Origin of the sequence: Mycobacteroides sp. H001, assembly GCF_001440005.1 — a bacterium.
Lineage (GTDB): Bacteria > Actinomycetota > Actinomycetes > Mycobacteriales > Mycobacteriaceae > Mycobacterium > Mycobacterium gwanakae.
Window position 1 is genome coordinate 45336 of record NZ_LJYH01000029.1, and the last position, 25449, is coordinate 70784.

Sequence of the window (25449 nt, forward strand, 5' to 3'; positions counted from 1 at the left end):
ACCAGGCGTTTGCGTCGATCCGGCTGGTGGACTTGACGGACCCGAAAACCAACTTGACGGACCTTTCGCGGATACATCGCTGCCCCCTACCGCCGGTGCCAGCCTTTGATGCGTGAGCCTCTTTGAAATCGAAACCAGCGCCTTCTGCACCGCTTCCCCCGACGAGCTGTACGCATTGGTCAGCGACCTCCCCGAGAGTGGTCGCTGGAGCCCTGAATGCATTGGTGGACAATGGATATCAGGTGAACCGGGCCAGGTTGGTGCCCGCTTCCGTGGAAACAACAACCGTGCGACCGATGTCGTCGCCTGGGCGCCTGTGGTGCGCGGCGGCTGGCAGACCGAAAGCGAGATTGTGGCGGCCGAAGCGCCGAAGCAATTCAGCTGGTCGATCCTGAACCGTTCCGGTGAACTGCAGGAGAGTGTCTGGAGCTACTTCGTCGACGCTGCCGAGGGCGGATCGATCCTGCGGCACCACTACCGGATGGGTAGGCCCACCGAGGGCATCACCGAAATCATGTCCCACCTCGACGAAGAGGGTAAGGAACGTTTTGTCCGCGAATGGGGCGACAAACTCCGCGCCGATATGCAGACCACCGTGGACGCCATCGCGCGCATCACCGAGGAAGCCAGTGTTGTCCAGAAAGCCGGAGTATCCCAATGATTCTGCAGCGCATCGGAAACCGCGGTATCAAGCTCGGTACGCTCTTCGAGCGCGCGGCACGCAAGCACCCCTCCAACACGCTGACGCTGGACCATCGACCGTCGCTGGCCCCGCAACTGGAAGGCACGTCGACCATCGCTCAGGTGGCGGCGGCCGTTGATGACATCGGGCGGCGGTTACGCGCCGCCGGTGTCGTGCCGGGAGACAAGCTGGTCATCCACAAGTCCGACGGTTTTGATATCACGCTGGCGGCCTGTGCCGCGGCCCGCATCGGTGCGGTGCCGGTTCTATTGTCCCCCAAACTCGATGGCCTGACCGTGGCGACCCTCATCGGGCGCGTCGGCAATCCGACCCTGCTGACCGATGCCGCCAAACTGGATGGTGACCTGGCGGGTCAGCCCATCGCCGAACTCACCTCCCGCGTGCTACTCGCCGAGGGTGAGCATCCCCAGGCCGTGACGCTGTCGGCACTTACTCCCGCCGCGGCCGCACCCGCCGTCGTGCCCAGCCCGCATGATCCCGCACTCATCACCCACACCTCCGGGACCACCGGGGTGCCTAAGCTTGCCGTGCACACCAACTTCACCTTCGAGGCGCGGTATCGGCCGCAAGCCGCCGTAGCCGCACTGGTGCGCCGCCGCGAACCCCTGGTCATCCACGTTTCCTTCGTACATTCGCGCCTGGTGACCGCGCTGGCCATCGCGATTCTGCGTGGTTTCCCCGTGGTGGTGCTCGTCGACGACGAACCCGAGCACGCCGCCGAGATCTTCCTGCGGGTGAAGCCGGGAATTCTTGAGGCCCATCCGAACACATTCATCAACTGGGAAGTGCTGGCCGACGATCCGCGGCGCCCGCTGGCCTCGGTCAAGTACTTCAGCAGCACCTTCGATGCCATTCACCCGCGCACCGTGCGTACCCTGCTGGCGGCCACGCAGCGCCGGCGCCCGCTCTTCGGGCAGCTCTACGGTCAAAGCGAGGTGGGGCCGATCGTCGCACGTGGCTTCAGCCGCCTACGCTCTGCCGATTCCGATGGACGGTGCGTTGGCTATCCGTTCCCGGGCATGACCGATGTGCGGATCGTGTCGCGCAATGGGCAGCCGCCGTCGGCGGAGAATCCGGGCTACATCGAGGTGCGCACCGACGGGCGAATCCGTACGTACCTCGGCGAGCAAGATCGTTACGACAAGCAGCTCGACGACGGTTGGTGGCGGATGGGCGATGTCGGCTACCGCACCCGTTGGGGCTGCATCCATCTGCTGGACCGCGAGGTAGACCTCATCGACGGTTTCGGCAGCACCCTGGCCGCCGAGGATCGCCTGTTCCTGGCGGTGGATGAGCTCAGCGAGGTGATCATCGTGGCCGGCCCGGGCGGGCTCGCACAACCGGTCGTGTGCACGAAAAATGATGTGCCGCTGAATCTGAACGCGTGGGATGCGGCGGCAGCACAATTGCCGCCGATGGCTCCGCCGTTGCATCTGCGTCTTGATGAGCTGCCACAGACAGCGACCACCAAGATCAAGAGACTGGAATTGTCGGCGCGGATCGGTGCGGGGGCCATCTGATGTCGCGGCTCATTGTGGTCGGCGGCGGTATCGGTGGCCTTGCCATCGCGTTGAGTGCCGCAGCCTCCGGTAACGACGTGGTCGTGTTGGAGCGGGCACGCGAGTTCGCCGAGATCGGCGCTGGTATCCAGCTTGCACCCAATGGATTACATGCTCTCGGCCTGCTCGGTGTGGGTGAGAAGATTGAGCGGATCGGCGTTCAGGTCGATTCGTTGAGACTCTTCGATGCCACCGTCGACCGGTTGATCAACGCCATGAGCCTGGGCGCGGATTATCAGCATCGGTTCGACAGCCCCTACCTGGTGGTGCACCGCGCGGAGCTGCACCGCATCCTGGTGGACGCGTGTGCCTCGGACCCACGTATCGAACTACGCAGCCGTAGTGAGGTATTCGGATACCAACAGGATGCCGGGGGAGTGCGCGCACTGCTCGCCGACGGCAGCAGCGTGGACGGCGACGGTCTCATCGGCGCCGACGGCATCAACTCGTCGATCCGGCGGGTGCTACTCGCCGACGGTGAACCACGAGTCGCCGGTATCACGGTGTACCGGACCACGGTGCCCATCGACCAGGTCGACGAGAGCCTGCAATCCAACTCGGTCACCTGGTGGACCGGACCTGGATGCCACCTGGTGACCTATCCCATCGCGGGGGGCTCACTGCTGAATCTGGCGGCAAGTCGTACCGATGGCGTCACACACGCGTTTTCAGGCGTCGAGGTCAGTGAGGCGCGAGTATTGCGGGAGCTGGCGCCGTTGCGTGGAACGGCCCGCAGTCTGCTCGAACTGGGGCGGGAGTGGAGATCCTGGTCGCTCGTGGACCGCGACCCGGTGCGGCAGTGGTCCGATGGCCGCGTCGTGTTGCTGGGCGATGCGGCGCATCCGATGCTGCACTACGCGGCGCAGGGTGCCAGTCAGGCGCTCGAGGACGCGGTGGTTCTCGGCGCGCTCATCGGCGCTGACCCGGACAGGCTGCCCGGCAGATTCACCAGGTACGTCGAGGCGCGGCGTGACCGCACCGCCGATGTGACACTCGCGGCACGGGACAGCATCGGCATTTGGCATGCGGCGGGCGACGCCGCTATCGAACGTAACGAGAAATTGGGTGCCATGCGTGATTCCGATCTGCATGACGAGTTGGCCTGGATGCATGGTGACACCGATTTTGGGCTGGCGGCAGTCACCTCGGCGGTAGGGGCGCGATAAATGTCGGACCAACAGATATGCATCATCGGTGCGGGGCCGCGCGGTCTGGCGGTGCTGGAGCGTCTGTGCGCCAACGAGCGTCAAGCGCCCAGCGCGGACCGAATCGTCGTGCACGTTGTCGATCCCTATTCGCCGGGCGCCGGATCTGTCTGGCGTACCGATCAATCCTGGCATCTGTTGATGAACACCGTGGCATCGCAGATCACCGTGTTCACCGACGACAGCGTCGCCATCGAAGGGCCCATCGAACCGGGGCCGACGCTTTATGAGTGGGCACAAAGCCTTGCCCTGCTGGGTGATCCGTCGCGTAGCGGTGAGAAGGCCATCGCGGAGGCACGCACGCTGCGATCCAACTCCTATCCCACGCGTGCCCTCTACGGTCATTACCTCAGTGACAGTTTCGCGCGTGTCGTCGGGTGGGCGCCCGAGCACATGACGGTGCGAGTCCATCGATCCCGTGCGGTGGCGTTGGCCGACACCCACGGTGATATCGATGGGCCGCAGGGGGTTCGGCTGGAGAATGGCACCAGGTTGCATGACCTCAGTGCCGTTATTCTCGCTGTCGGTCACGTGCCCGCCGGTCTGCGTCCTGGCGAGGCTCGAGCTGCTTCCCTCGCCCGTATTCATGGGCTGACGTACGTCACACCGGCGAACCCGGCCGATATCGATCTGTCCACCATCAAAGCCGGTGAGCCCGTGGCGGTTCGGGGGCTGGGGCTGAACTTCTTCGACTACATGGCACTGCTGACGGTTGGGCGGGGCGGAAAGTTTTTCCGGGACAACGGCGATGACGGAGGCCGGCTGGTGTACCGCGCGTCGGGGCAGGAACCCATTCTGTATGCCAGCTCGCGCCGCGGGATCCCGTATCACGCACGGGGTGAGAATCAGAAGGGATCTTCAGGTCGTTACTTTCCGCGGTTGCTCACGGTGGAACGCATCGCCCAGCTCCGCGAGAACCTCGGCGGTCTTCTGCAGTTCCGCCGCGATCTGTGGCCGCTCATCGCGCGAGAGGTGGAATGTGTCTACTACGAAGGGCATCTGACGCAGCGGGGGCTGTCGGTGCAAGCCTTCTCCGAGCGGTACCTGCACGCTGACGAGAGCGAACTGCACGCGATCTTGTCCGAGCATGACCTGCTCGAGATCGCCTGGGAATGGGACGACCTCGACCGCCCTTGGGGTAAGCGCATATTCAGCGGTCCGGATGAATTCACCGCGTGGATTCTCGAGCACCTGCGTGCCGATGTGGTGATGGCGCGCGAGGGCAACGTCGACGGTCCGGTGAAGGCCGCACTGGATGTATTGCGGGACCTGCGCAACGAGATCCGGCTCGCGGTGGATCACGGTGGGCTCGACGGTAAGTCGTACCGGGATGAGTTGGAGAGCTGGTACACCCCGTTGAATGCCTTTCTGTCCATCGGTCCTCCGGCCCAGCGGATCGAAGAGATCATCGCGCTGGTGGAGGCCGGGGTCATGCATCTGGTGGGACCACAGATGCAGGTGCGCTTCGACACTCACGATCCGGCCGTGGTCATCGAGTCACCCCTGGTGCCGGGCTCGGCCGTCAGGACGCGCAGCCTCATCGAGGCGCGATTGCACGAACCGGATCTGCGCCGCAGCAGCGATCCACTGCTGATCTTCCTGCAGGAGACCGGTCAATGCCGCCCTTACGAGATTCCCACCGATGATCACAAGGCCTACCAAACCAAGGGATTGGCGGTGACCGAGCGCCCGTACCGCTTGATCGGGGCCGACGGCAGAGTTCATCCGCGCCGGTTCGCCTACGGAGTTCCCACCGAGTCGGTGCACTGGGTCACGGCGGCGGGAATCAGGCCGGGTGTGGATTCGGTGACCCTGGGCGACGCCGATGCCATTGCGCGCGCCGCCTTGGCCAGCGCACCCAGCCCGGTCGCGGATGTGGGTGATCACGGGGTGTTGGTGTGAGCGGTTTCCTGGAGACCGGATTGCTCTCACCTGTCAGCGCTGGCACTGTCGCCGAGGCTGAGTTGACCGATGCCGCGTGGCTGCAGGCGATGCTCGACGCGGAGGCCGCGCTGGCTGCCGCGCAGGCCGATATCGGAGTCCTGCCCAGGGGGGCCGCGGATGTCATCGCCAAGGCCGTGGCCACCCACGATATCGGCGTCCGCGCCGTGGCACTGTCCGCGCGGGAGACCGCTAATCCCGTTGTGGGTCTGATCAAAGAACTGACCCGAGTGGTGGGTGAGATCGATCCGAGCGCGGCCGATTACGTGCACCGCGGGTCGACCAGTCAGGACATCCTCGATACCGGCGCCATGATCCTGACCAAGCGCGTACTGGCACTTGTCGCCACGGACCTGGGTTATGTGGCCGAGGCACTCGCCGTCCTGGCGATCGAGCACAGGAATACCGTCATGGCCGCTCGCACACTGGCGGTGCAGGCGGTGCCGACGACGTTCGGGCTCAAGGCGTCTGGTTGGCGGGAGCTCATTCTCGAGGCACGTACACGTGTGCTCGCGGTGGCAGCCGCACTTCCGGTATCGCTCGGGGGCGCGGCGGGCACCCTGGCGGGGTACCTCGAGTACGCCGGACCGCAGGGCGCCGAACCCGGGGCGTTCGTCGAGAAACTGAACGCCGCCTTCGCAACCCGGACCGGACTGGCCTCGTCCGGGTTGCCCTGGCACGCGTTGCGTACCCCGATAGCCGATATCGGTAGCACCACGGCGTTTGTGACGGGTGCCCTCGGCAAGTTCGCCATCGACGTTCTGACGCTGAGCCGCACCGAGATCGCCGAAATCGCCGAGCCCGCACCACCAGGGCGCGGTGTTTCCTCGGCCATGCCACATAAGCGAAACCCGGTGTTGGCCACGATGATCAGATCGGCCGCACTACAGGTTCCGGCGCTGAGCACCATTCTCACGAACTCGTTACTCAGTGAGGACGAACGGTCCGCGGGAGGATGGCATGCGGAATGGTTGGCTTTGCGCGAATGTCTGCGTCTCACCGGAGGCGCGGCACAGACGGCCGTCGACCTGAGCCGCGGACTGCAGGTGCGTGCGCAGCGCATGTCAGACAACCTTGCGTTGCTCGGTGGGCAGCCCTCGGCCGAGCGGCTCTCGGCGGCACTGTCCCCGCGACTGGGCAAGGGTGCTGCGAAGGCCGCCGTCTCCGCCGTCGTCGACGCGGCGGTGGGGCGCGGCGTGAGTTTGCGCGAGGTGGCTGTTGCCCAGCCCGAGATCACCGCGTGGTTGAGCGAGACCGAGATCGATGAACTATTGGACCCGGTCACCTATGTCGGAGCTGCAGGTCAGTTGGTTGAGGGGGTCATCGAGCGCTAATTCTGAGGGAACCACCTGCGGGAATTTTCCCTCACGTCGATTCTTTGCGAACTGTTCGCGCGCAAGAGTCTTGACGGTGCCCTACCCCGCCCTTACCGTTGCCACGCACACACGGCAGACGGGTAGTTGGTATTGACTGACATACAGGTGAGTGGGGCACGCGAAGGAGGTCCCACCGCGTTAGCTGTGCTGCGGTTGTTGGCATCGGGAACCGCGCCCGATGTCTTCGAAGCACGGCTCAGGGAGATCGCCCGGGAATCCTCGCCACCATGGAGTGCTGCGGATTTACACCGTGCCCGTGGATACGCCGAACGCATCTACGGGCTCATTGAGACACAGAATCAACGTGAGGCCCGGCTGTCCAACCTGGTCGGCGTGGCCATCGAGTTGCTCGGATGCCACGATATCGACGAGGCCTCGACCACTCTGGTGAAGCGGGCGCGGATCATGCTCGACGCCGACTTCGCGTTCATCTCGGTGCGCGATGACTCCGGACCCGAGGTGCGACACCATGTCCGCTACGTCGATGGGTCTACCACGGCGATCAATCGAAGCCTGTACTTCCCGATCGGCGACGACATCGGACTGGTGAGTCAGTACCGGCCCGGCCACGGTCCGGTGTGGACCGCGGATTACTCGTCCGACACCCGGTTCAGCCGGGCCAGCGACGGCGACGCCGCCATGCGCTCCGAAGGAGTGCACAGCCTGATGATCATGCCGATGGAGCATGAGGGTCAGCACTTCGGGAACCTCTATGTCGGCTCACGGACGGTGCGCAGCTTTACCGCCGCCGAGCGGTCCCTCTTCGTGAGTCTCTGCTCGTTCGCGGGTATCGCGCTGGCGCGCGCCGACGAATTCTCCAGCAATACCGCGCAAATCTGTGAGTTGGAGCAGCGCATCGAGCTGCGGACCAAGCTTCTGGACGCCGGAGCCGGCCCAGGTGGCATGGACAGCTTTGTCCTTGCGGCGGCGGAACGTTTGGGAGTCGCGATGCGGGTGACCGGACATGACAGCGCCGAGATCGCCTCGTACAAATGGGAATCCGACCCCGAAGACTATGTGACGACCGCGCTCACAGTGGGCGATGACTACCACGGCGAGCTGTCGGTGGCCAGTCTGGACGACACGCCGGTCTCGGTGTACCCGCTGAAGCTCCAGGATCTGGCCACCACGGCCGCAGTGGTCATGTCCGGCGATAATCGGATGTCATTGTCGGTCTCCCAGTTGCGTGACGACCTGCTCCACGATGTACTGGATTCGCGTCAGCGCGACAATCGATTGGTTCAAACCTACGCCCGCCGTTTGTCTTTGGATCTCAACCAGCCGCATATTGTGGTGATTGTTCGACCCGAACGTGGTGGACTAGACCGCGCAGCACTGTGGTCGGCGTCGTTCGCCTCTCGGGTGGGTGGACTACGTGCCACCCAGGACGAGGTGGTGGTGCTGCTCGTTCCTGGATCTGACCCGGGCCGGACCGCACAGGCGGTATGGGACGAGACCACCACGCACCTGCGCATGCCGGTCACGGTGTCCTCGGCGGGGCCCTCGGACCGTGTCGAGTCCATCGAGGAGACCTATCAGGACGCGCTGCGCTGTATGGACGCCATGAGTGCGCTGGGTGCACTCGGAACAGCGGCTGCCGCAAACGAACTCGGATTCCTGGGGGTGCTGTTGTCGCGCCACCAAGACGTGGAGGGATTCGTCAGATCGATGGTCGGTCCCGTCATCGACTATGACGACGAGCGTGATACCGACCTACTCCAGACGCTCGATGTGTATTTCACGGTCGGTGCCAGCCCCACCCGCGCCGCCAAGATCCTGCACACACATCCCAACACGGTGGTGCGCCGGCTGGACCGGGTGAACGAATTACTGGGTGACGGTTGGCAGGATGCCGAGCGCCTCCTGGACACGCAGCTCGCCATCAAGCTGTGGAAAGTTCGTGGTTCGCTGCTCACTCGCCAGACCGGGTGACACCAGGCATCCCACCGTCGCGGCGATCGACACGAGGGTGGCGTGACGGTGCCATCCGGTGAACGAGCGCCCCGCGAAGTCCTGCATGCCCATGCGGTTCGCCAGGTGCAGGTATCCCTGCTGCACGTGATCGGCCAGCGCCACCTGGTGCGCCTGAGACGAGGTGGAGAACTCGGGGTCGTTGGTCAGCCAGAGTTCGGTGCGAGCCCGCGAATGATCCAGCGGCGTCATGCCGACGAGAGTCAACGGTGTCCGTGAACGGGCAGCGGACGGGTCGGCCAGCTGAACCTTCGCGATGCTGATCAGGTGGCGGCGCCCCTGGTAGACGTACTGTTCGGTGCGTCGCGAGCCCTTGGTGGCCTGCACGATTTGTGCTGCCGGAAGTACCCGGCCCTGATAGCCGACGAACGCCGGGTCGACAATCTGCAGTTGCAGGTCACCCGATACACGTGAGGTCGCGACCTGGTGGGTCAAGCTGCCGAACAGCTGGGTCAGATCTGCGCTGTTGGCGCCCAGCAGGTCGAAGACCACCGGGGCATTCGACGGCCGGGCTACCTTGAGGAACTCCTGGAAAGCCGTGAGTGCGCATCCGCTGACCGATTCCAGCGGGTAGTCCTCGGGTATCGAGGTCTTGGACTTCTTGGTGGCCGATTCCAGCCAGGGCTGCGAGAGATGCAAACGCCAGCTGACGGGCACCGCGAAGCCGTCGGCCGCCAGCCACACGCTGAGTGCCAGCTGACCGTTGACCGCGCGCCCGGCGCGGGGGCAGTAGCGGCGGTCCACTCCCACCGAGTGCACTCCGGCCTTGGGAATCAGCATCGGCGTGACCACCCAGGCGGCGGGGTGATAGGCGCTGGTGAGGTAGCTCGTCAGATCTCGACGGACCGACCACCAGTCCCACGTGGAGCTGTTGACGAAGTGATGCAGGTTCTGCTCACTCACCTCGCGCCCCATGGACTGGCCCATGGTGGCGGCCATGTTCCGCGCGGACTTGCGGCCACGGACCTTCAGCAGACCGGTCACATAGTCCTCACCCTTGGCCCGCTGGTCGCACCGTGGCAGTGATCGCAGCACGTCGGGGCACACGTGCGCTGCCACCGACGCCATGGCGTCGACCGGAGAAACACGAGGACGTGTGTCGAACAGTTCGGGTGCGGCCTGCACCTTGGTCGCAGATGTCATGTCTGGAGCACCTCAATGAATTAGCGGGTGATCGATGTCGACCTCAGAATGGGCGAGATGCGGCCCTGGGAACAGGTATTGGCACCACACAAAGTGACGGACTACGCGTGTGGCCCGCTACACCCAACGCGGTGGACGAATAGGTGATGACAGATATGTGAACAACCCCGTGACCAGCGAATGATTAGCCGCATCCTGAGTCACTAGGTGGCGCAATGGGGTGCTTGGGGGGTCAACTTGACGGATTGTCTCCGAACTGACGAATTGAATTCGCGATTGTTTGGTGCGCGACGCCCCATCTCGAAGATAGAGAGGTGATTACCCGGCGGGCGTTGCTAGGCACGACATTTGCGTTGGCTGGGGCGGCGGCACTTGCGGGCTGCGGCTCGCAGGCCAGTGCGGCGGATCCGCAAGTTTCGGTCACCGGTGGTGCGATCCGCGGGGGGACGGCCGGAAAGGTTCACGTCTTTCGCGGCATTCCCTATGCGCAGCCGCCGACCGGGGAGAATCGATTTCGTTCCCCGCGCCCGGCGGTTCCGTGGCGAAATACTTTGAACACCACACGGTTCGGCTCTGACTTCATCCAGCCGGCCGGCGGTGACCCGGTGCGCCAGGAAGACGCGCTGTATACCAATGTCTGGACGCCCACGGTGGACGCGGGAGCCAAGCTGCCGGTGATCGTCTATATCCACGGTGGCGGCTGGTCCCGGGGAGCGGGCAGTCTCCCGGTCTACGACGGGGCGGCACTCGCCGAACGCGCCGGAGCTGTCGTCGTCAACTTCAACTACCGGCTGGGTGCCTTCGGCTTCTGCGGTCATCCCGCGCTCGAAGATCCTGACACCGGACTGCACACCAACTGGGGTCTGCAAGACCAGATCGCACTGCTGCGGTGGGTTGGTGAGAATGCCAAGGCTTTTGGCGGCGACCCGGCCAACATTACGCTCGTCGGCACCTCGGCAGGCGGTGCCAGCACCTGGCAATTGGCCCTGCACCCGCAGACCAGGCCGCTGCTACGCCGAATGATCAGCGTCAGCCAGGCTCATGTCTGGAGCCCGTATCTGAGCTTGACGCCCGACGATGCGACGGCGGTATTCGACGCCCTGGCCGCGGCGCAGGGGGTTTCGGTCAAGAACCTCAAAGAGGTCCCGGCCGACAGAATCCGCGACTGGTGGGTGGGGCAGTTCGCCTTGCCGAGGTCGCAGCGCGTGGTCAAGAGCGGTCGGCAGTATCGCGGCCCGGTTCTGGATCCGGTGTTGCTTCCCGCCTTCGACGTCAATCAACCGATACCGGACATCCCCACCATCTCCATCTACACCAGCACGGAGGGGTCATTCTTCACCGGCCCCAACGCGCCCGACCCGCAACCGCAGCCGACGGATGCGGCGTCACTGCACGCTGCCTTCCGCGACATCCTCGAGCAGGGCGTATCGCCGTTATCCGATGCGACCGTTGCCGATGCTGTTGCCGTCTATGCAGATTCGGCACGACAAGATGGTCGGCCAAACGATCCGCTGTCGTTGTGGACCGAACTGTGGGGCGATGCGCTGATCCGGCACGGCATCCTTGCCTTCACCCGCCGCGCGACGATCGAGCGGCGTGCGCCGCTGTATCTGATGGAGTACGCACACCCGGTGAAGCCCCCATACTTCGGCGTACCGCACGAATCGACGTCACCTTTCCTCTTCGGCACCTACGCGCACCCTTCCAATGTGGCCAAGTTCGGCGACGGGCCGAAGGAGCGGGAAACCTCTGCCGCTTTCATGGATCTGGTCGCGGAGTTCGTACATGGCCGCGCACCGGCCAGTCCGCGCCTTCCGCAATGGGATCCGGTTGGCCAGGACTTGCGGCAGCTCGTGCTGCGGGACGGTGCCGGAACAATTGCCACCCCTACCAAGACCACACAGCTGGGCGTTCTTGACGCAGTCCAGTGGGGCAAGTGAATCAGAAATCAATCGAATGGAGATCACGGGAATGACTGCGCCATCACTGCTGCTCGACACGGGACGTGCGGTACAACAACCGGTCTGGGAGAACCATGCACACCTGGAACGTGTGCGTGCCGAACTCAGCGAGCTGCCCGCATTGATCGGGGCCGACGAGATCAGGACCCTGCGCACGCTGCTGAGCACCGTCGCTCAGGGCCGCGCCACCATCATTCAGGCGGGCGATTGCGCGGAGGATCCGCAGGAGTCGACCAATGCGCACGTGGCCCGCAAGGTGGCACTGCTCAACGTACTCGCCGGCACGATGCGGATGAAGACTCACCGGCCGGTGCTGCGGGTCGGACGCATCGGCGGCCAATACGCCAAGCCGAGGTCCAAGCCCACCGAGACGATCGACGGTGTCGAACTTCCCTCTTTCCGCGGACATCTCGTCAATGGTCCGCAACCTCATCCGGTGCATCGGCGCGCCAATCCGGATCGGATGCTCGCCGGCTATTGGGCCGCGAACCGGGTGATGGGTCATCTGGGCTGGCGGGTGCCGTCCTCGCTCTCGGTCATCGAGCCGCCGGTGTGGACGTCCCACGAGGCGCTGCTGCTGGATTACGAGGCTCCGCAGCTGCGCCGCGACGGCGAGAACCGCATGGTGCTCACGTCCACGCACTGGCCCTGGATCGGTGACCGGACCCGGCATCTGGACGGTCCGCATGTCGAATTGTTCTCGCGCATCGCCAATCCTGTGGCATGCAAGGTGGGGCCGTCGATGACGACCGAGGATCTCCTCGCGCTGTGCGACAAGCTGGATCCGGAGCACGAGAGTGGGCGGTTGACGCTGATCGCCCGGTTGGGTGCGTCGGCTGTGCGCGACAAACTGCCGGAATTGGTTGCCGCGGTCCGTGAATCCGGACACCCCGTTATCTGGCTGTGCGATCCGCTGCACGCCAATACCGTGTCCACCGAGTCCGGGTACAAGACGAGGCATGTCCAGACGGCCATCGATGAGGTCCGCGGCTTCCGCGAGGTGCTTGCCGAGGCGGGTGTGCACGCGGGTGGGTTGCACCTGGAAGCCACACCTGACGACGTGGTCGAGTGCGTCCTCGACGGCTCGCAGAATCACGAGGTAGGTCAGCGGTATTCGACGCTGTGCGATCCGCGCCTCAATACCGCGCAGGCCACCGAAGTGGTGTCGGCATGGTAGCGGTGGTCACCGGCGCAGGCGGGGGAGTCGGATCTCGGGTGGTGACTACCTTGGCTCGTCGGGACGAGCGGGTTGTCGCGGTGGATATCGATGAGGTCGCCATCAAACAGCTCGTCGAGTATGCCGCCGACGAGGGGTTGGACATCATCGGACAGGTGCTGGACATCACCGACGACACCGCGGTGGCCGTCGGGGTATCGGACATCGAGTCTCGGATCGGACCGATCACCTCATTGGTGAATGGTGCTGGAGTGCTGAGAACAGGTGCAGCGGTGGAGTTCTCCGATGCCGACTGGGCACGGACCTTCGACGTCAACGTGCGCGCTCCCTTTGTTCTGAGCCGTGAGGTGGCTCGATACATGATCCCGCGCCGCGCAGGGTCGATCGTGACGATCGCCTCCAATGCCGCCCTGGTGGCCCGCAAGGGGATGACGGCATACGCCGCATCCAAGGCTGCGGCCAACGCCTTCACCAAGAGCCTTGGGCTGGAACTCGCCGAGCACGGAATCCGATGCAACGTAGTGGCACCCGGCTCGACGGACACTCCCATGCTGCGCGCCATGCTGGGTGATTCCTCGGACTCCGGATTGGTTGCCGGCAGCCTGGACGACTTCAAGCCGGGGATTCCCCTGGGGCGCATCGCACAACCACAACACATCGCCGACGCTGTGGCCTTTCTTTCTTCCGACCAAGCCGCCCACATCACCATGCACACGCTGGTGGTCGATGGCGGCGCGACGTTAGGGGTTTGACCAATGACCACTGCCACCCGCGGCATCCCGATCATCGCCGAGTACGACCTGCCGACCGTGGATCTACTGCCTGCCAACACGGCGACATGGCAGATCGACCCCGCACGCGCCGTATTGCTCATTCACGACATGCAGCGCTATTTCCTGGCGCCGCTGCCTGTGTCGTTGCGTGATCAACTGGTGAGCAATGTGGCGGCCATCCGCGACAGGTCGGTGGCCGCGGGCATCCCGATCGCCTACACCGCTCAGCCTGGCAGCATGACCCAGGAGCAGCGTGGCTTGCTCAAGGACTTCTGGGGCCCCGGGATGCGTGTGGACGAAGAGCACCGTCAGATCGTCGATCCGATCGCACCCGACGCGGGTGACTGGGTCTTCACCAAGTGGCGCTACAGCGCCTTCCACCGTTCGGCGCTGTTGGAACGGATGCACGCAGCGGGACGTGACCAGTTGGTGATCTGCGGCGTCTACGCACATGTGGGTGTGTTGATGACGGCGGTGGACGCGTTCACCAACGATATCGAGACCTTCCTGGTTGCCGACGCGATCGCCGATTTCGATGACGAATCACACTGGATGGCTTTGGAATACGCGGCACGACGGTGCGCCGTGCTGACCGTCACGGACGAGGTGCTGACATGAGCGATCTACTGGGACGTGTATTGGCGGGAGCAACCGGGCCATTCGCCTTGCTGTACCGCCCGGAATCCGGCGCACCCGACGCCGTCGACGTCGTCACCGGCACGGTGACGTCCGTCGAGCGGATCGCCGACCTTCCGTTGCGCGACGGGCACAGTGGGCATGACCTGCTGGCCTTGGTGCCGTACCGGCAGATTGCCGAGCGCGGATTTGTAGCGCCCGATGACGGTGCTCCACTACTGGCGCTTGCCGTCGAGCAGCAGGAGTCGGCGCCGTTGTCGGAGGTATTGGACCGAATTCCCGAATATCCGGTAGTGGTGGGCCACAGCGATTTCGACATCGACGACGAGGAGTACGCGCGTCTGGCCTCGGGAATCATCGCCGAGGAGATCGGCCAGGGGGCGGGCGCCAACTTCGTGCTCAAGCGGAACCTGTTGGTCCAGTTGCACGACTATTCGATCAACACCGCGCTGACGCTCTTTCGGAGACTGCTGGAACGGGAGAAGGGCGCGTACTGGACGTTCCTGGTGAGTACCGGCGAGCAGGTATTCATCGGCGCGACCCCCGAACGCCATATCAGTGTGCAGGATTCGTTGGCCGTGATGAATCCGATCAGCGGAACATATCGATACGGTGCCAACGGCCCGAACCTGGATGCGGTCATGGAGTTCCTCGCCGACACCAAGGAATCCGACGAGCTCTACATGGTGGTCGATGAAGAGCTGAAGATGATGGCCCGAATCTGCCCGGACGGTGGGCAGGTGCAGGGACCATACCTGAAGGAAATGGCGCGGCTCGCGCACACCGAGTATCTGATTTCCGGTGTTACTGATCGAGATCCGCGTGAGATTCTGGCCGAGACGATGTTCGCGCCGACGGTGACGGGAAGCCCACTGGAGAACGCGTGCCGTGTCATTCAACGGTATGAACCCAAGGGCCGCCGGTACTACAGCGGCGTTGCCGCATTGGTCAGCACAGACACCGCCGGTGTGCGGCAATTGGATTCGGCCATCTTGATCCGCACCGCGGAGATCGCACCGGATGGTGCGCTTACCGCCGGCACCGGCGCCACCATCGTTCGGCATTCCAATCCCGCGAGCGAGGCCGCTGAAACCCGCAGCAAGGCGGCCGGATTGCTCTCCGCTCTGACGACACGCCGGGAACTTCGCAGCCATCCCCGAGTTACGGAGGCGCTGGCTAGCCGCAACACCGGTATCGGGACATTCTGGCTGGGACACGGATCGGGAGAGAACGCCGCGAGTCTGGTGGGCCGCACCGCGCTGGTGGTCGACGCCGAGGACACGTTCACCTCGATGATCGGATTGCAGTTGCGGGCCTTGGGTTTACGCGTGGATATCCGCCGATTTGACGAGGATATCCAACCCGGCGCACATGACATCCTGGTGCTCGGCCCCGGCCCGGGCGATCCGACGGCAATCGATGTTCCGAAGATCGCGACACTGACCGCCTTGACGAAGACCGCACTGACTCAGCGTATTCCGTTCCTATCGATCTGCCTGAGTCATCAGGTGCTCTGCCGGCAGTTGGGCCTGCCCGTTCGTCGTCGAGAGCAGCCCAATCAGGGTGTGCAGCGGCAGATCGATTTGTTCGGAACCGAGCGACATGTCGGGTTCTACAACACCTTCGCCGCGGTGACGAGCGGCGAGTGGGTCGATACGCCCGCAGGACGGGTGCAGATCAGTGCCGATGCCGTGACAGGCGAGGTGCATGCTGTGCGCGCCAAGCGGTTTGCATCCATCCAGTTCCACGCCGAGTCCATCCTCACTCGCGATGGCGTGGGAATCTTCGGTGAGCTGCTCACGCCGCTGGCGACGGGTGTTCCGGTACTAGCATGACGAGCGTGCGCATAGACATTCACGCTCACCTGTGGTCTGACGACTATCTGTCGTTGCTCGACGAGTATGGGAGGGCCGGTACCGATGTCCATCGGGGCCTGGGTGCCGGGGCGACGCGTACCGATTTGGATGGACGTTTCGCGCTGATGGATGAAGCGGGTGTCGACCTGCAGATCCTCTCGGCTACACCGGCATCGCCTCATTTCGAGGACGAGACGGCCGCCGTCGAGAGTGCCCGGTTCGTCAACGACGAGTACGCGAAGCTCGCCAGTGAGTATCCGGGACGGTTCCGCGCGCTGGCGTCACTGCCGCTACCCCACATCCCGGCGGCGTTGGAGGAGCTGAGCCGTGCGATCGACGATCTGGGCATGTACGGCGCGTCGATCACGACCTCGGTACTTGGCCGGTCGATAGCCGATCCGCTATTCGATCCGCTGTACGAGGAACTGAATAGCAGGGGCGCAATACTTTTCGTGCATCCAGCAGGGTGCGGTGCGGACTCGTCTTTGATCACCGATCACTCGCTCACCTGGTCGATCGGGGCGCCGATCGAGGACACGATCGCCATCATGCACCTCATCGTCGCGGGCATCCCGTCGCGTTATCCGGATATGAAGATCGTGACGTGTCATCTGGGCGGGGCCTTACCGATGGTGCTGGAGCGCGCGAACCGTCAGGTGACCGAATGGGAAGCGACACATTGTCCGGAAGCACCCAAGGATGCCGCCCGGCGGCTGTGGTTCGACACGGTGGGGCATGACCACACTCCCGCGCTGCGGGCCGCTGTCGCATCGCTCGGCGCCGACCGGTTGGTATTCGGATCGGATTTCCCGTACCAGGGAGGCCCCCGGTACGTCAGTTCCGCGACCTACATCCAGGAGGGTCTGTCGGCCGAAGAAGCGTCGCTGATCCTGGATCGCAATGGAGCTGAGCTGCTGGGGCTGGTCGGCGATTAGGCGTTTGTATCGGAGTGCGGTTGCGGTGCGCTATTCGATGCCGACTCGGAAAGGCGTGACCGAACATCCTCGGAGAATGGTGTCGAGAGGCGCGAGCTTTCATCCATCAAAACAATGACAGAGAGGGCTCTCGCGACACACCGGTTTTCCTGAAAGATGGCTTGGCGGAGTTTGAGTGAACTGCGCCCGACGGAATCCACCGCTGTGCCGATAGTTACTTGGCCTGGCCATAGCATCTCGCCCAGGAAATCGATCTCCAAACGTGCGATAACAAACGCCCTGTTTGGCTCCAGGATTCGTCTTGTGCTGTCGTGTAGAAACTCGACTCGCCCGGTTTCCAGCAAGGTGGAGAAAACGGAATTGTTGATGTGTCCTTGCCGGTCCGTATCGGCATAACGCAGCTTGTCGTGTGAATGCAGCGGAAACTCTGCAAGAGTTGGAATTTCAGCCATTCCCGCTGGTCCTTTCCTAAGAGAATTCGAGGGCACAGACGGTATTGCCTCAATCCGATTTCACGATATCGGAAGGTAACACCCACCACGGTTGGGGGCGGTATGGCCCACCCACTAGACTGATCGCTGGACCCCGCGCGGCGTCTATCCTGTGAACTCCCCCAGGGCTGGAAGGCAGCAAGGGTCAACGGGCTCTGTCGGGTGCGCGGGGTCCCCTTTCCGAAGATTGCGACCTCCAGATGCCCCGCAGGGCGAATAGGGGAAAGCCGTGTCATTCTTGTCGCTCGGACCCGACGAACTCGCAGCTCAGCATCGGTTGCAGCAGGAGAACTACAGCCAGCTCAAGGCCAAGGGGCTCTCGCTGGACCTCACTCGTGGCAAGCCGGCACCCGAGCAGCTGGATCTGTCGAACGGCCTGCTGGCGCTGCCTGGTGACGGCGACTACCTCGACGGCAATGGCACCGATACGCGCAACTACGGCGGCGGTAACGGCCTTCCGGAGCTGCGTGCGATCTTCGGTGAGCTACTCAGTGTTCCCGCGCCCAACCTGATCGCGGCCAACAACGCCAGCCTTTCCCTCATGCACGACGTGATCATGTACGCGCTGCTGCACGGAACCGTCGACTCACCCCGGCCGTGGGTTGAGGAGCCGTCACTAAAGTTCCTGTGCCCGGCGCCCGGATACGACCGTCATTTCGCAATCACCGAATCCTTCGGCATCGAGATGATTCCGGTACCGCTGCGCGAGGACGGCCCCGACGTGGACCTCATCGAGGAGCTCGTCGCCTCCGACCCGACCATCAAGGGCATGTGGAGCGTTCCCGTCTTCTCGAACCCCACCGGAACCGTCTACTCGTGGGAGGTCGTTCGCCGGCTGGCCCAGATGAATACGGCGGCACCGGATTTCCGGCTGTTCTGGGATAACGCCTACGCGGTACACACCCTGACGCATGATTTCGTCCGGAATGTGGACTTGCTGGGGCTCGCCGAGACCGCCGGACATCCCAACCGCCCGTTGATCTTTGCGTCCACCTCGAAGATCACCTTCGCCGGAGCCGGCGTCAGTTTCATGGGCGGATCACTGGCCAACATCGCGTGGTACCTGCAGCACGCCGGTAAGCGCAGCATCGGGCCCGACAAGGTGAATCAGCTGCGGCACCTGCGCTTCTTCGGCGATGCCGAGGGCGTCAAGCTGCACATGCAGAAACATCAGCAGATCCTCGCGCCCAAATTCGAGCTGGCGCTTGAGATCCTGGACGACCGATTGAGCGAGAGCAAGATCGCATCGTGGAGTGAGCCCAAGGGCGGATACTTCATCAGCCTCGACGTGCTGGACGGCACCGCCAAACGCACGGTGGCCCTGGCCAAGGAGGCCGGGATCGCGCTCACCGAGGCGGGCGCCACGTTCCCGTACCGAAATGACCCGAATGACAGGAACATTCGTCTGGCACCGTCGTTCCCGCCGCTGGAGACCGTCGGCGCCGCCGTCGATGGTCTGGCGACGTGCGCGCTGCTGGCGGCAACCGAGAAGCTGCTGGAGCGTGCCAACTAGGGCGCCTGCTGCACCTTGTCGATCTGTTTGTTGAGCAGCGTCAGCGCCAGCTTGTCGTTGTCACTGGTCCAGGGCTCCATGGCGTGAAGGACCTTGACGGTCACCGTGGTGCCGCGCGGATGTGCGGTGAGCGTCTTGACGTTGATCTCGACAGTCTGTTCACCGTCCATGCCCAGGCCGCCGGTGAAGACGGCTGCGATCGCGTCCACGCTCGCTCCCGAGACCTTCTCCGTCTTGACGCTGCCGGTCCCGCCGATCCCGTCGAGGTCAAGCGTGACGGACCCACACCGCCCCGCCTTCTCCTGGATGGTCTGGAACGAATCGGCAATCCCTTTGCCAACCACGACGTCCACACGAAGAGACCCGTCCTCGTACTGTGCGGCGGCCTGATCGAAGGCGACCGTGTCGTGGTTGACGAACATGTTGCACTCGGATGGGCTGACCGTCGGGCCGTCATCACCCGGGCGCTCAAGCACCTCATAGGTGCCCGAGCCCTCGGGGAAGTCCTGGCGGGGCAGCAGGAGTTTGGCGGGATCACCCTTGGGCAGCCCGGGTGAACCGTCCGACTTCGGTTCACCCGAGACGACGCTGGTGCACGCCGATACGAGGATCAGTGCGGCGGATATCGCGCTGATGGACAGCGTGCGAGCCACGGGACTTCCCCCATCCGTCATGTGCGGATTCGCCTAGGGCGCCTTTTGCACCTTGGCGATCTGCTTGTTGAGTAGATCCAACACCAGTGCGTCCTGTTCGGGAGTCCACGGCTCGATGAATCGGTCGACCTCAATGCGGACGGTCGTGCCCCGGGGATGCGCGATCGCGATGTGCGACTCGACGCCGATCTGGTCGCCCTCAGGTCCGAGAAGACCGCCGACCTTGACCAACTTGGTCTCCGCGGATGCACCGGGCAAATCGGAGATGGAGACATGCGCCTTCATCGCCACCCCGTCACCCTCCATCTGGACGGATGCGCATTCCTGGGCGCGCTTCGCGAGGTCGTCGAAGGACTGCTTGATACCGAGCCCGACACTGCTCTCCGCCATCACGGTGTCCGAGTCGTACTTGGCGCGCGCCCTGTCGTAGTCGCCGTCTCCCTCGGAGATGAACTCGTAGCACCCGGGCGGGTTGACCTTCTCCGGCTTGGACTTGTCCGCCTTGTCCTTGTCGAGTTTGAGCTTGTCTTCGATGGTGAACGTCCCATTGCCGGCGGGGAAGTCCTCCCGGGTCAGCAAAAGTGCGGTCGCCGGGCCCTCGGGCAACTTCACGGTCGGTTCGTCGGCCTTCTGGGTACTCGACGACGGCGCCGGTGACTCACTCGGCGATTCCTTGGAACAAGCGGAGGTGAATGCGAGTGCGATGACACTCGCGCCAACCGCCAACACAGTGTTCATATCAACGCGACGTGTCCTCATGCGCGGACTTTAGCGAACAAGATCACCCAATGTGGCCGTTTGTTCGTCAGGTGGCCCGCCAAGGTCGTCTGCGGTCGCCGGTACCCTTGCTCTCCGTGGCCCTGTACCGCAAGTATCGCCCGGCGACCTTCGCCGAAGTCATCGGCCAGGAGCACGTCACCGGACCGTTGACCACCGCGCTGGACGCGGGCCGCATCAACCACGCCTATCTGTTCTCGGGGCCCCGTGGCTGCGGTAAGACGTCCTCGGCCCGCATCCTGGCCCGCTCGCTCAACTGCGTGCAGGGGCCCACCTCGACGCCGTGCGGGGTCTGTGATTCGTGCGTGGCGCTGGCGCCCAACGGATCGGGCAACGTCGATGTCATCGAACTGGACGCCGCCAGCCACGGTGGTGTGGACGACACCCGTGAGCTGCGTGATCGGGCCTTTTACGCACCCGCGCAGTCGCGCTACCGCATCTTCATCATCGATGAAGCGCACATGGTCACCACCGCGGGTTTCAACGCGCTGCTCAAGATTGTGGAGGAGCCACCCGAACATCTGATCTTCGTTTTCGCCACCACCGAGCCGGAGAAGGTGCTGCCGACCATCCGGTCGCGCACCCATCACTATCCGTTCCGCCTGCTGGCGCCCAAGACGATGCGGACGCTTGTCGAGGCCATCTGTGCGCAGGAGAACGTCGCCGTCGACGATCCGGTGTACCCGCTGGTGATCCGCGCCGGTGCCGGATCCCCTCGAGACACCCTGTCGGTACTGGACCAGTTGCTCGCCGGTGCGGACGAGGAACGCGTGACCTACCAGCGGGCTCTCGCACTGCTGGGCGTCACCGATATCGCACTGATCGACGATGCGGTGGACGCGCTCGCGGCCGGTGACGGCGCGGCGGTGTTCGGAGCCATCGAAGGCGTGATGGATGCCGGACACGACCCGCGCCGATTCGGCACCGACCTGCTCGAGCGTTTCCGCGATCTTATTGTTCTGCAAGCGGTTCCGGATGCAGTGGAGCGCGGTGTGGTCGATGCGCCACAGGACGTGCTGGAGCGGATGCGCGAGCAGGCCGAGCGCATCGGGCCCGCGACCTTGACCCGATACGCCGAGGTGCTGCACGCCGGGCTCGGGGAGATGCGGGGCGCGACGGCACCTCGGCTGCTGCTGGAAGTGGTGTGCGCCCGACTGCTGCTGCCCTCGGCCACAGACGCGGAATCTGCTGTGCTGCAACGTGTCGAGCGCATCGAGAAGCGTCTGGACATGTCGGTGCCCGAGGCCGGTGGGGCAGGCGCGTCGCCGCGCTTTGTCCGCAAGTCCCAGGCCCCCGCCGCCCCGGCCGCCGAAACAACCGCACCGCCGGCCCCGGCGCCCGAGCCTCCCGCGCCGACTCCGCCGCCTACACCCGCTCCGGCTCCGGAACCCACCCCGCAACCGGACCCAGTTCCAGCGCCAGAGCCTGAGCCAACCCCGGCACCTGCTCCGGCGCCCGAGCCGGCCCCGGAGCCGCCCTCACCGCCCGTTCCGGAACCAGAACCGGAACCGGAACCGGAACCGGAACCAGAGCCAGTTCCAGCGCCAGAACCGGAACCTGCCCCCGAGCCGCGTCAGCCGGGGGCCCTTGACACCACTGCCGTGCGCAACGCCTGGGCCGAGATCCGATCCAAGGTCAGGGACCGCAGCCGGACCACCGAGGTCATGCTCTCCGGTGCCACCGTGCGTGCCATCGAGGGCAAGACCCTGGTGCTGTCCCATGATTCGCCACCATTGGCCAAGCGCATCACCGAGTCGCGCAATGCCGAGGTCATCCGGGAAGCGTTGAAGGATGCGCTCGGGGTGGACTGGGAGATCCGTTGCGAGGCGGGCAGTGCGGACGCCGGCGCCCCCGCCCAGGCGCCGAAAGTCAACAAGGCCCCACCGCGGGTCGTGACCCGGCCCAGCCGCCCGACGCCCGAGCCCGAGCCGGCACCCGAACCTGAACCGGAACCCACGTCCCCGGAGGACGAGGAGGAGCAGATGCTCGCCGAGGCCGGGCAGGGCGAGGCGGGTCCGCGACGCGATCCCGAAGAGGTTGCGCTGGAACTACTTCAGAACGAGCTGGGCGCTCGCAAGATTGACCCCAGCTAGGGCTGCCACCACGGGCGCAGCGCCAGCGAGGACCCGCCGCGCGCATCAAGTTTAGTGGCCAGTACCTGGTGTAGCTGAACGACATTGCGCTCGAAGCCCAGTCGTGAACCGGCCATGTACAGGCCCCACACCTTCGCGGTGGCCTCGCCTACCTCGTCGACTGCCTCATCCCAGTGTTCGACGAGATTGGCGCACCACTCCTTGAGGGTCAGTGCGTAATGGTGACGCAGATTCTCCTCGTGCAGCACCTCCAGGCCAACGTTCTGGATCTCGGTGATGATTTTCCCCGACCCAGTCAACTCCCCGTCGGGGAAGACGTAGCGGTCGATGAAATATCCTGCGACGGCCGAGGTTCGATTGTCCGGCCGGGTAATGCAATGGTTGAGCAGCAGGCCGCCGGTCTTCAGTCGCGACTGCAGAAACCGGAAGTAGGCGGGATAGTTCGCGATGCCGATGTGCTCGGTCAGCCCGATCGACGAGACCGCGTCGAACTCTCTTTCTGTGGTATCGCGATAGTCCGCATGGCGGACCTCCGCTAGATCCGAAAGGCCTTCGTCGGCAAGGGCTTTCTGTGCCCAGGCGGCCTGCTCGGCCGATAAGGTGACACCGGTGGCGCGTACGCCGCGCCGTGCGGCGTACCGGACCATCGATCCCCAGCCGCAACCCACGTCGAGCAACCGGTCTCCGGGTTTGAGCGCCAGCTTCTCGAAAACCAGCCGGTACTTGTTCTCTTGTGCCTCTTCCAGCGTGGCCTCAGCGTTCGGATAGCAGGCACACGTGTAGGTCATGGACGGGCCGAGTACCCACTCGTAGAACGCGTTCGAGACGTCGTAGTGATGATGGATGGCCTCGGAATCGCGGGTCTTGCTGTGCCGGAATCCCTCGACGACCCGCCGCCAACGGGGCAGTGCCTCCTGCGGCGGCGGTGCGATGGGCCGCAGATGTTCGAAACCGATCGACCTGACGATGTTGGCCAGCACGCGCGCGGGCGGTCGCTTGAAATCCAGTCTGTCGGCCATGGCCTTCAACAGTTCATAAGGGTCGCCCGGGTGCACGCCCTGCATTTCGATATCGCCGGAAACATACGCCCGCGCCAGCCCCAGGTCACCCGGCGCCGTCGCCAAATACGTTGTGCCGCGCGGCGTCAGTAGATCGAGCCCCAGTTCGGCATTCTCCGGTCCGGCCTTGCTGCCGTCGTAGGCGCTGAAGCGCAGCGGCAGGTCTCCGGCCGCCATGATTTCGAGAATCTCGGCCAGCGAGAGCTTGCCGTTCTCGCCCCGGTCGTTCTTGGCCTGAGTCGTCGTCATTGTCGCCGTACCGCCTTCGCATAGAGATCCAGCAATCGGTTATCGGGGTCGTACATCTTCTTCAACGTCCGATAGTGCTCGCCGCCATACAGAGCCTCGAACTCTTCACGCGGATAGAAGGATTCGGAGTACAGCGATTTGTGTCCACCCAGTTCGCTGACCTTGTGCTCGATCCGCCGGTTGGTGGCTCCATCGACGGCGCCTGCGGGCACCGAGGACCAGAAGCCGATGTTGACGTACGTCTGGCCCGAGCGTATCGGATACAGCGGCCATCCTGCGTTGTCGCGTAAACGCAACGGACACAGCCATACCGGTTCAATGGGTACTTCGTCGAGGAACCATCGCAGAAATTCCGCGGTGTGACCGATCGGTACCTCGACGTCCTGGACGACGCGTTCCCGGGCTGGGCGCCCGTTGAACTTCTCGATGCGGTCGGCGATGTTGTAACGCTGATCAAGGCCGATCATCTTCCAGTAGACGCTGCTGCGCCGATACTTTCGCGGCCACAGCCTGCGGATGCGTGGATTTTGCGCGCCGAACGCGCGGGAACACCAGAACCAGTCGGTGTCCCAACGCCATAGGTAGTCGTGGATGCTCAGCCGATCGTGACCGGTGCCGTCCGCATGCTGGATCGAGCGATAGTAGATCTGTTGTCCCGTGTAATCGCTCACCGGGCCGGGCGCATCCGTCTGGGTGCCCAGACACACGTAGGACTCCTCGTCGGTGAACACCACACCGTCCAGATAGTCCACTCGTTCGCCCTGGAAGGTCGCCGAATCCACGATCGACTCCATCGCTGCCACGAGTTCATCGAGGCTATGGAATCGGATGTGCCGCAGGGCAACAAACCGTCCGACGGGTTCGAGCTCGATGCGTAGCCGCACCGAGTAGCCCAGCGTGCCGTACGAGTTGGGGAAGCCTCGATAGAGATCTGCGTGTTCGTGCGCCGATGCGGTGACGATTTCGCCCGCGCCGGTGAGGATGTCCATGTCGAGAACCGACTCGTGCGGAAGCCCGTTGCGGAAGGACGCGGATTCGATTCCGAGCCCGGTGACCGCGCCACCCAGTGTGATGGTCTTGAGCTGTGGCACTACCAGCGGTGCGAGTCCGTGGGAAAGGGTGGCCGCGACCAGGTCCTCATAGGTACACATGCCGGCCACGTCGGCCGTGCGATTGACGGTGTCCACACTGATGACACCGGTGAGGCCCGAGGTATCCAGGCCCGGTGTAGTCGACTTTGCCCTTGCGCGGAACAGATTTGAGGTGGGCTTAGCCAAACGCACGGTCGCCGTCGTGGGAATGGCCCGGTAACTCCGTAGTAGCCGGTTTACTCCCTCGGCGTGCGCCGATCCTGACGAGATAGGCACAATTCCTACGCT

At 64.1% G+C, this 25449-nt stretch carries 20 protein-coding genes and 1 other RNA gene; 15 read left to right on the forward strand and 6 right to left on the reverse strand.

Going from position 1 to position 25449, the window contains the following annotated elements:
* The first annotated feature begins 112 nt into the window (after positions 1–112).
* From AOT83_RS12440 to AOT83_RS12465, 6 genes are all read left to right on the forward strand, one after another.
* A complete protein-coding gene (locus AOT83_RS12440; protein WP_057963531.1) occupies positions 113–661 on the forward strand; it encodes an SRPBCC family protein in 549 nt (182 codons plus the stop codon).
* Complete coding sequence (locus tag AOT83_RS12445; RefSeq protein ID WP_057963532.1) at positions 658–2223, forward strand: AMP-binding protein; 1566 nt, start codon at positions 658–660, stop codon at positions 2221–2223. The genes AOT83_RS12440 and AOT83_RS12445 overlap by 4 nt, the downstream gene beginning before the upstream one ends.
* A complete protein-coding gene (locus AOT83_RS12450) occupies positions 2223–3428 on the forward strand; it encodes an FAD-dependent monooxygenase (protein WP_057963533.1) in 1206 nt (401 codons plus the stop codon). The genes AOT83_RS12445 and AOT83_RS12450 overlap by 1 nt, the downstream gene beginning before the upstream one ends.
* On the forward strand, positions 3429–5369 hold the full coding sequence (locus AOT83_RS12455) for an FAD/NAD(P)-binding protein (RefSeq protein WP_057963534.1): 1941 nt from the start codon (positions 3429–3431) through the stop codon (positions 5367–5369).
* Positions 5366–6742, forward strand: coding sequence for a lyase family protein (locus AOT83_RS12460; RefSeq protein WP_057963535.1), 1377 nt, complete (start codon positions 5366–5368; stop codon positions 6740–6742). Before AOT83_RS12455 ends, AOT83_RS12460 begins: the two co-directional genes overlap by 4 nt.
* 186 nt (positions 6743–6928) lie before the next feature.
* Positions 6929–8716, forward strand: coding sequence for a helix-turn-helix domain-containing protein (locus AOT83_RS12465; protein WP_057963536.1), 1788 nt, complete (start codon positions 6929–6931; stop codon positions 8714–8716).
* Here AOT83_RS12465 and AOT83_RS12470 read toward each other — a convergent pair.
* Positions 8612–9898: a transposase gene (locus tag AOT83_RS12470; protein ID WP_030096027.1), complete on the reverse strand. Its 1287-nt coding sequence runs from the start codon at positions 9896–9898 to the stop codon at positions 8612–8614. The genes AOT83_RS12465 and AOT83_RS12470 overlap by 105 nt on opposite strands.
* Positions 9899–10212: 314 nt before the next feature.
* Between AOT83_RS12470 and AOT83_RS12475 the strand changes: the two genes are divergently transcribed.
* The 6 genes from AOT83_RS12475 to AOT83_RS12500 are packed head-to-tail and all read left to right on the forward strand — an operon-like array spanning position 10213 to position 17236.
* Complete coding sequence (locus AOT83_RS12475) at positions 10213–11838, forward strand: carboxylesterase family protein (RefSeq protein ID WP_057963537.1); 1626 nt, start codon at positions 10213–10215, stop codon at positions 11836–11838.
* Between the two features lie 16 nt (positions 11839–11854).
* A complete protein-coding gene (locus AOT83_RS12480) occupies positions 11855–13036 on the forward strand; it encodes a 3-deoxy-7-phosphoheptulonate synthase (protein ID WP_057963538.1) in 1182 nt (393 codons plus the stop codon).
* Positions 13030–13788: an SDR family NAD(P)-dependent oxidoreductase gene (locus AOT83_RS12485; protein ID WP_057963539.1), complete on the forward strand. Its 759-nt coding sequence runs from the start codon at positions 13030–13032 to the stop codon at positions 13786–13788. The genes AOT83_RS12480 and AOT83_RS12485 overlap by 7 nt, the downstream gene beginning before the upstream one ends.
* A 3-nt stretch (positions 13789–13791) precedes the next feature.
* Positions 13792–14427, forward strand: a complete 636-nt coding sequence (locus AOT83_RS12490; protein WP_057963540.1) for an isochorismatase family protein — start codon at positions 13792–13794, stop codon at positions 14425–14427.
* The gene (locus tag AOT83_RS12495) at positions 14424–16280 is read left to right on the forward strand and encodes an anthranilate synthase family protein (RefSeq protein WP_057963541.1); all 1857 of its coding nucleotides are present in this window, start codon (positions 14424–14426) and stop codon (positions 16278–16280) included. The genes AOT83_RS12490 and AOT83_RS12495 overlap by 4 nt, the downstream gene beginning before the upstream one ends.
* 5 nt (positions 16281–16285) lie before the next feature.
* Positions 16286–17236 carry an amidohydrolase family protein gene (locus AOT83_RS12500; RefSeq protein WP_078285065.1) on the forward strand — a complete coding sequence of 317 codons (951 nt, stop codon included), beginning with the start codon at positions 16286–16288 and terminating at the stop codon, positions 17234–17236.
* Here the strand turns inward: AOT83_RS12500 and AOT83_RS12505 are convergent.
* Positions 17233–17688 (reverse strand): acyl-CoA thioesterase, encoded by a 456-nt coding sequence (locus tag AOT83_RS12505; protein WP_030096020.1) that lies wholly within the window; start codon positions 17686–17688, stop codon positions 17233–17235. The genes AOT83_RS12500 and AOT83_RS12505 overlap by 4 nt on opposite strands.
* A gap of 124 nt (positions 17689–17812) precedes the next feature.
* On the opposite strand from AOT83_RS12505, the gene ffs reads away from it, so the two are divergent.
* Positions 17813–17909: signal recognition particle sRNA small type (gene ffs, locus AOT83_RS26845), an RNA gene on the forward strand.
* Between the two features lie 47 nt (positions 17910–17956).
* Positions 17957–19240, forward strand: coding sequence for an aminotransferase class I/II-fold pyridoxal phosphate-dependent enzyme (locus AOT83_RS12510; RefSeq protein WP_057963543.1), 1284 nt, complete (start codon positions 17957–17959; stop codon positions 19238–19240).
* On the opposite strand, the gene AOT83_RS12515 is transcribed toward AOT83_RS12510, so the two are convergent.
* Positions 19237–19893 carry a hypothetical protein gene (locus AOT83_RS12515; RefSeq protein WP_057963544.1) on the reverse strand — a complete coding sequence of 219 codons (657 nt, stop codon included), beginning with the start codon at positions 19891–19893 and terminating at the stop codon, positions 19237–19239. The two genes, AOT83_RS12510 and AOT83_RS12515, sit on opposite strands and share 4 nt — an antisense overlap.
* 33 nt (positions 19894–19926) lie before the next feature.
* Complete coding sequence (locus AOT83_RS12520) at positions 19927–20652, reverse strand: hypothetical protein (RefSeq protein WP_052399521.1); 726 nt, start codon at positions 20650–20652, stop codon at positions 19927–19929.
* A 95-nt stretch (positions 20653–20747) separates the two neighbouring features.
* Between AOT83_RS12520 and AOT83_RS12525 the strand changes: the two genes are divergently transcribed.
* Positions 20748–22763 carry a DNA polymerase III subunits gamma/tau gene (locus tag AOT83_RS12525; RefSeq protein ID WP_057963582.1) on the forward strand — a complete coding sequence of 672 codons (2016 nt, stop codon included), beginning with the start codon at positions 20748–20750 and terminating at the stop codon, positions 22761–22763.
* Here AOT83_RS12525 and AOT83_RS12530 read toward each other — a convergent pair.
* Together AOT83_RS12530 and AOT83_RS12535 are read right to left on the reverse strand one after the other, a co-directional pair.
* On the reverse strand, positions 22760–24070 hold the full coding sequence (locus AOT83_RS12530; RefSeq protein WP_057963545.1) for a class I SAM-dependent methyltransferase: 1311 nt from the start codon (positions 24068–24070) through the stop codon (positions 22760–22762). The genes AOT83_RS12525 and AOT83_RS12530 overlap by 4 nt on opposite strands.
* The gene (locus AOT83_RS12535) at positions 24067–25437 is read right to left on the reverse strand and encodes an FAD-binding oxidoreductase (protein WP_057963546.1); all 1371 of its coding nucleotides are present in this window, start codon (positions 25435–25437) and stop codon (positions 24067–24069) included. Before AOT83_RS12535 ends, AOT83_RS12530 begins: the two co-directional genes overlap by 4 nt.
* Positions 25438–25449 lie beyond the last annotated feature (12 nt).

Bases quoted from the DNA above. Each gene is read 5' to 3' on its own strand.
- AOT83_RS12445 (WP_057963532.1), top strand. From the start codon at position 658: ATGATTCTGCAGCGCATCGGAAACCGCGGTATCAAGCTCGGTACGCTC.
- AOT83_RS12450 (WP_057963533.1), top strand. From the start codon at position 2,223: ATGTCGCGGCTCATTGTGGTCGGCGGCGGTATCGGTGGCCTTGCCATC.
- AOT83_RS12455 (WP_057963534.1), top strand. From the start codon at position 3,429: ATGTCGGACCAACAGATATGCATCATCGGTGCGGGGCCGCGCGGTCTG.
- AOT83_RS12470 (WP_030096027.1), bottom strand. From the start codon at position 9,898: ATGACATCTGCGACCAAGGTGCAGGCCGCACCCGAACTGTTCGACACA.
- AOT83_RS12480 (WP_057963538.1), top strand. From the start codon at position 11,855: ATGGAGATCACGGGAATGACTGCGCCATCACTGCTGCTCGACACGGGA.
- AOT83_RS12485 (WP_057963539.1), top strand. From the start codon at position 13,030: ATGGTAGCGGTGGTCACCGGCGCAGGCGGGGGAGTCGGATCTCGGGTG.
- AOT83_RS12490 (WP_057963540.1), top strand. From the start codon at position 13,792: ATGACCACTGCCACCCGCGGCATCCCGATCATCGCCGAGTACGACCTG.
- AOT83_RS12495 (WP_057963541.1), top strand. From the start codon at position 14,424: ATGAGCGATCTACTGGGACGTGTATTGGCGGGAGCAACCGGGCCATTC.
- AOT83_RS12505 (WP_030096020.1), bottom strand. From the start codon at position 17,688: ATGGCTGAAATTCCAACTCTTGCAGAGTTTCCGCTGCATTCACACGAC.
- AOT83_RS12520 (WP_052399521.1), bottom strand. From the start codon at position 20,652: ATGAGGACACGTCGCGTTGATATGAACACTGTGTTGGCGGTTGGCGCG.
- AOT83_RS12530 (WP_057963545.1), bottom strand. From the start codon at position 24,070: ATGACGACGACTCAGGCCAAGAACGACCGGGGCGAGAACGGCAAGCTC.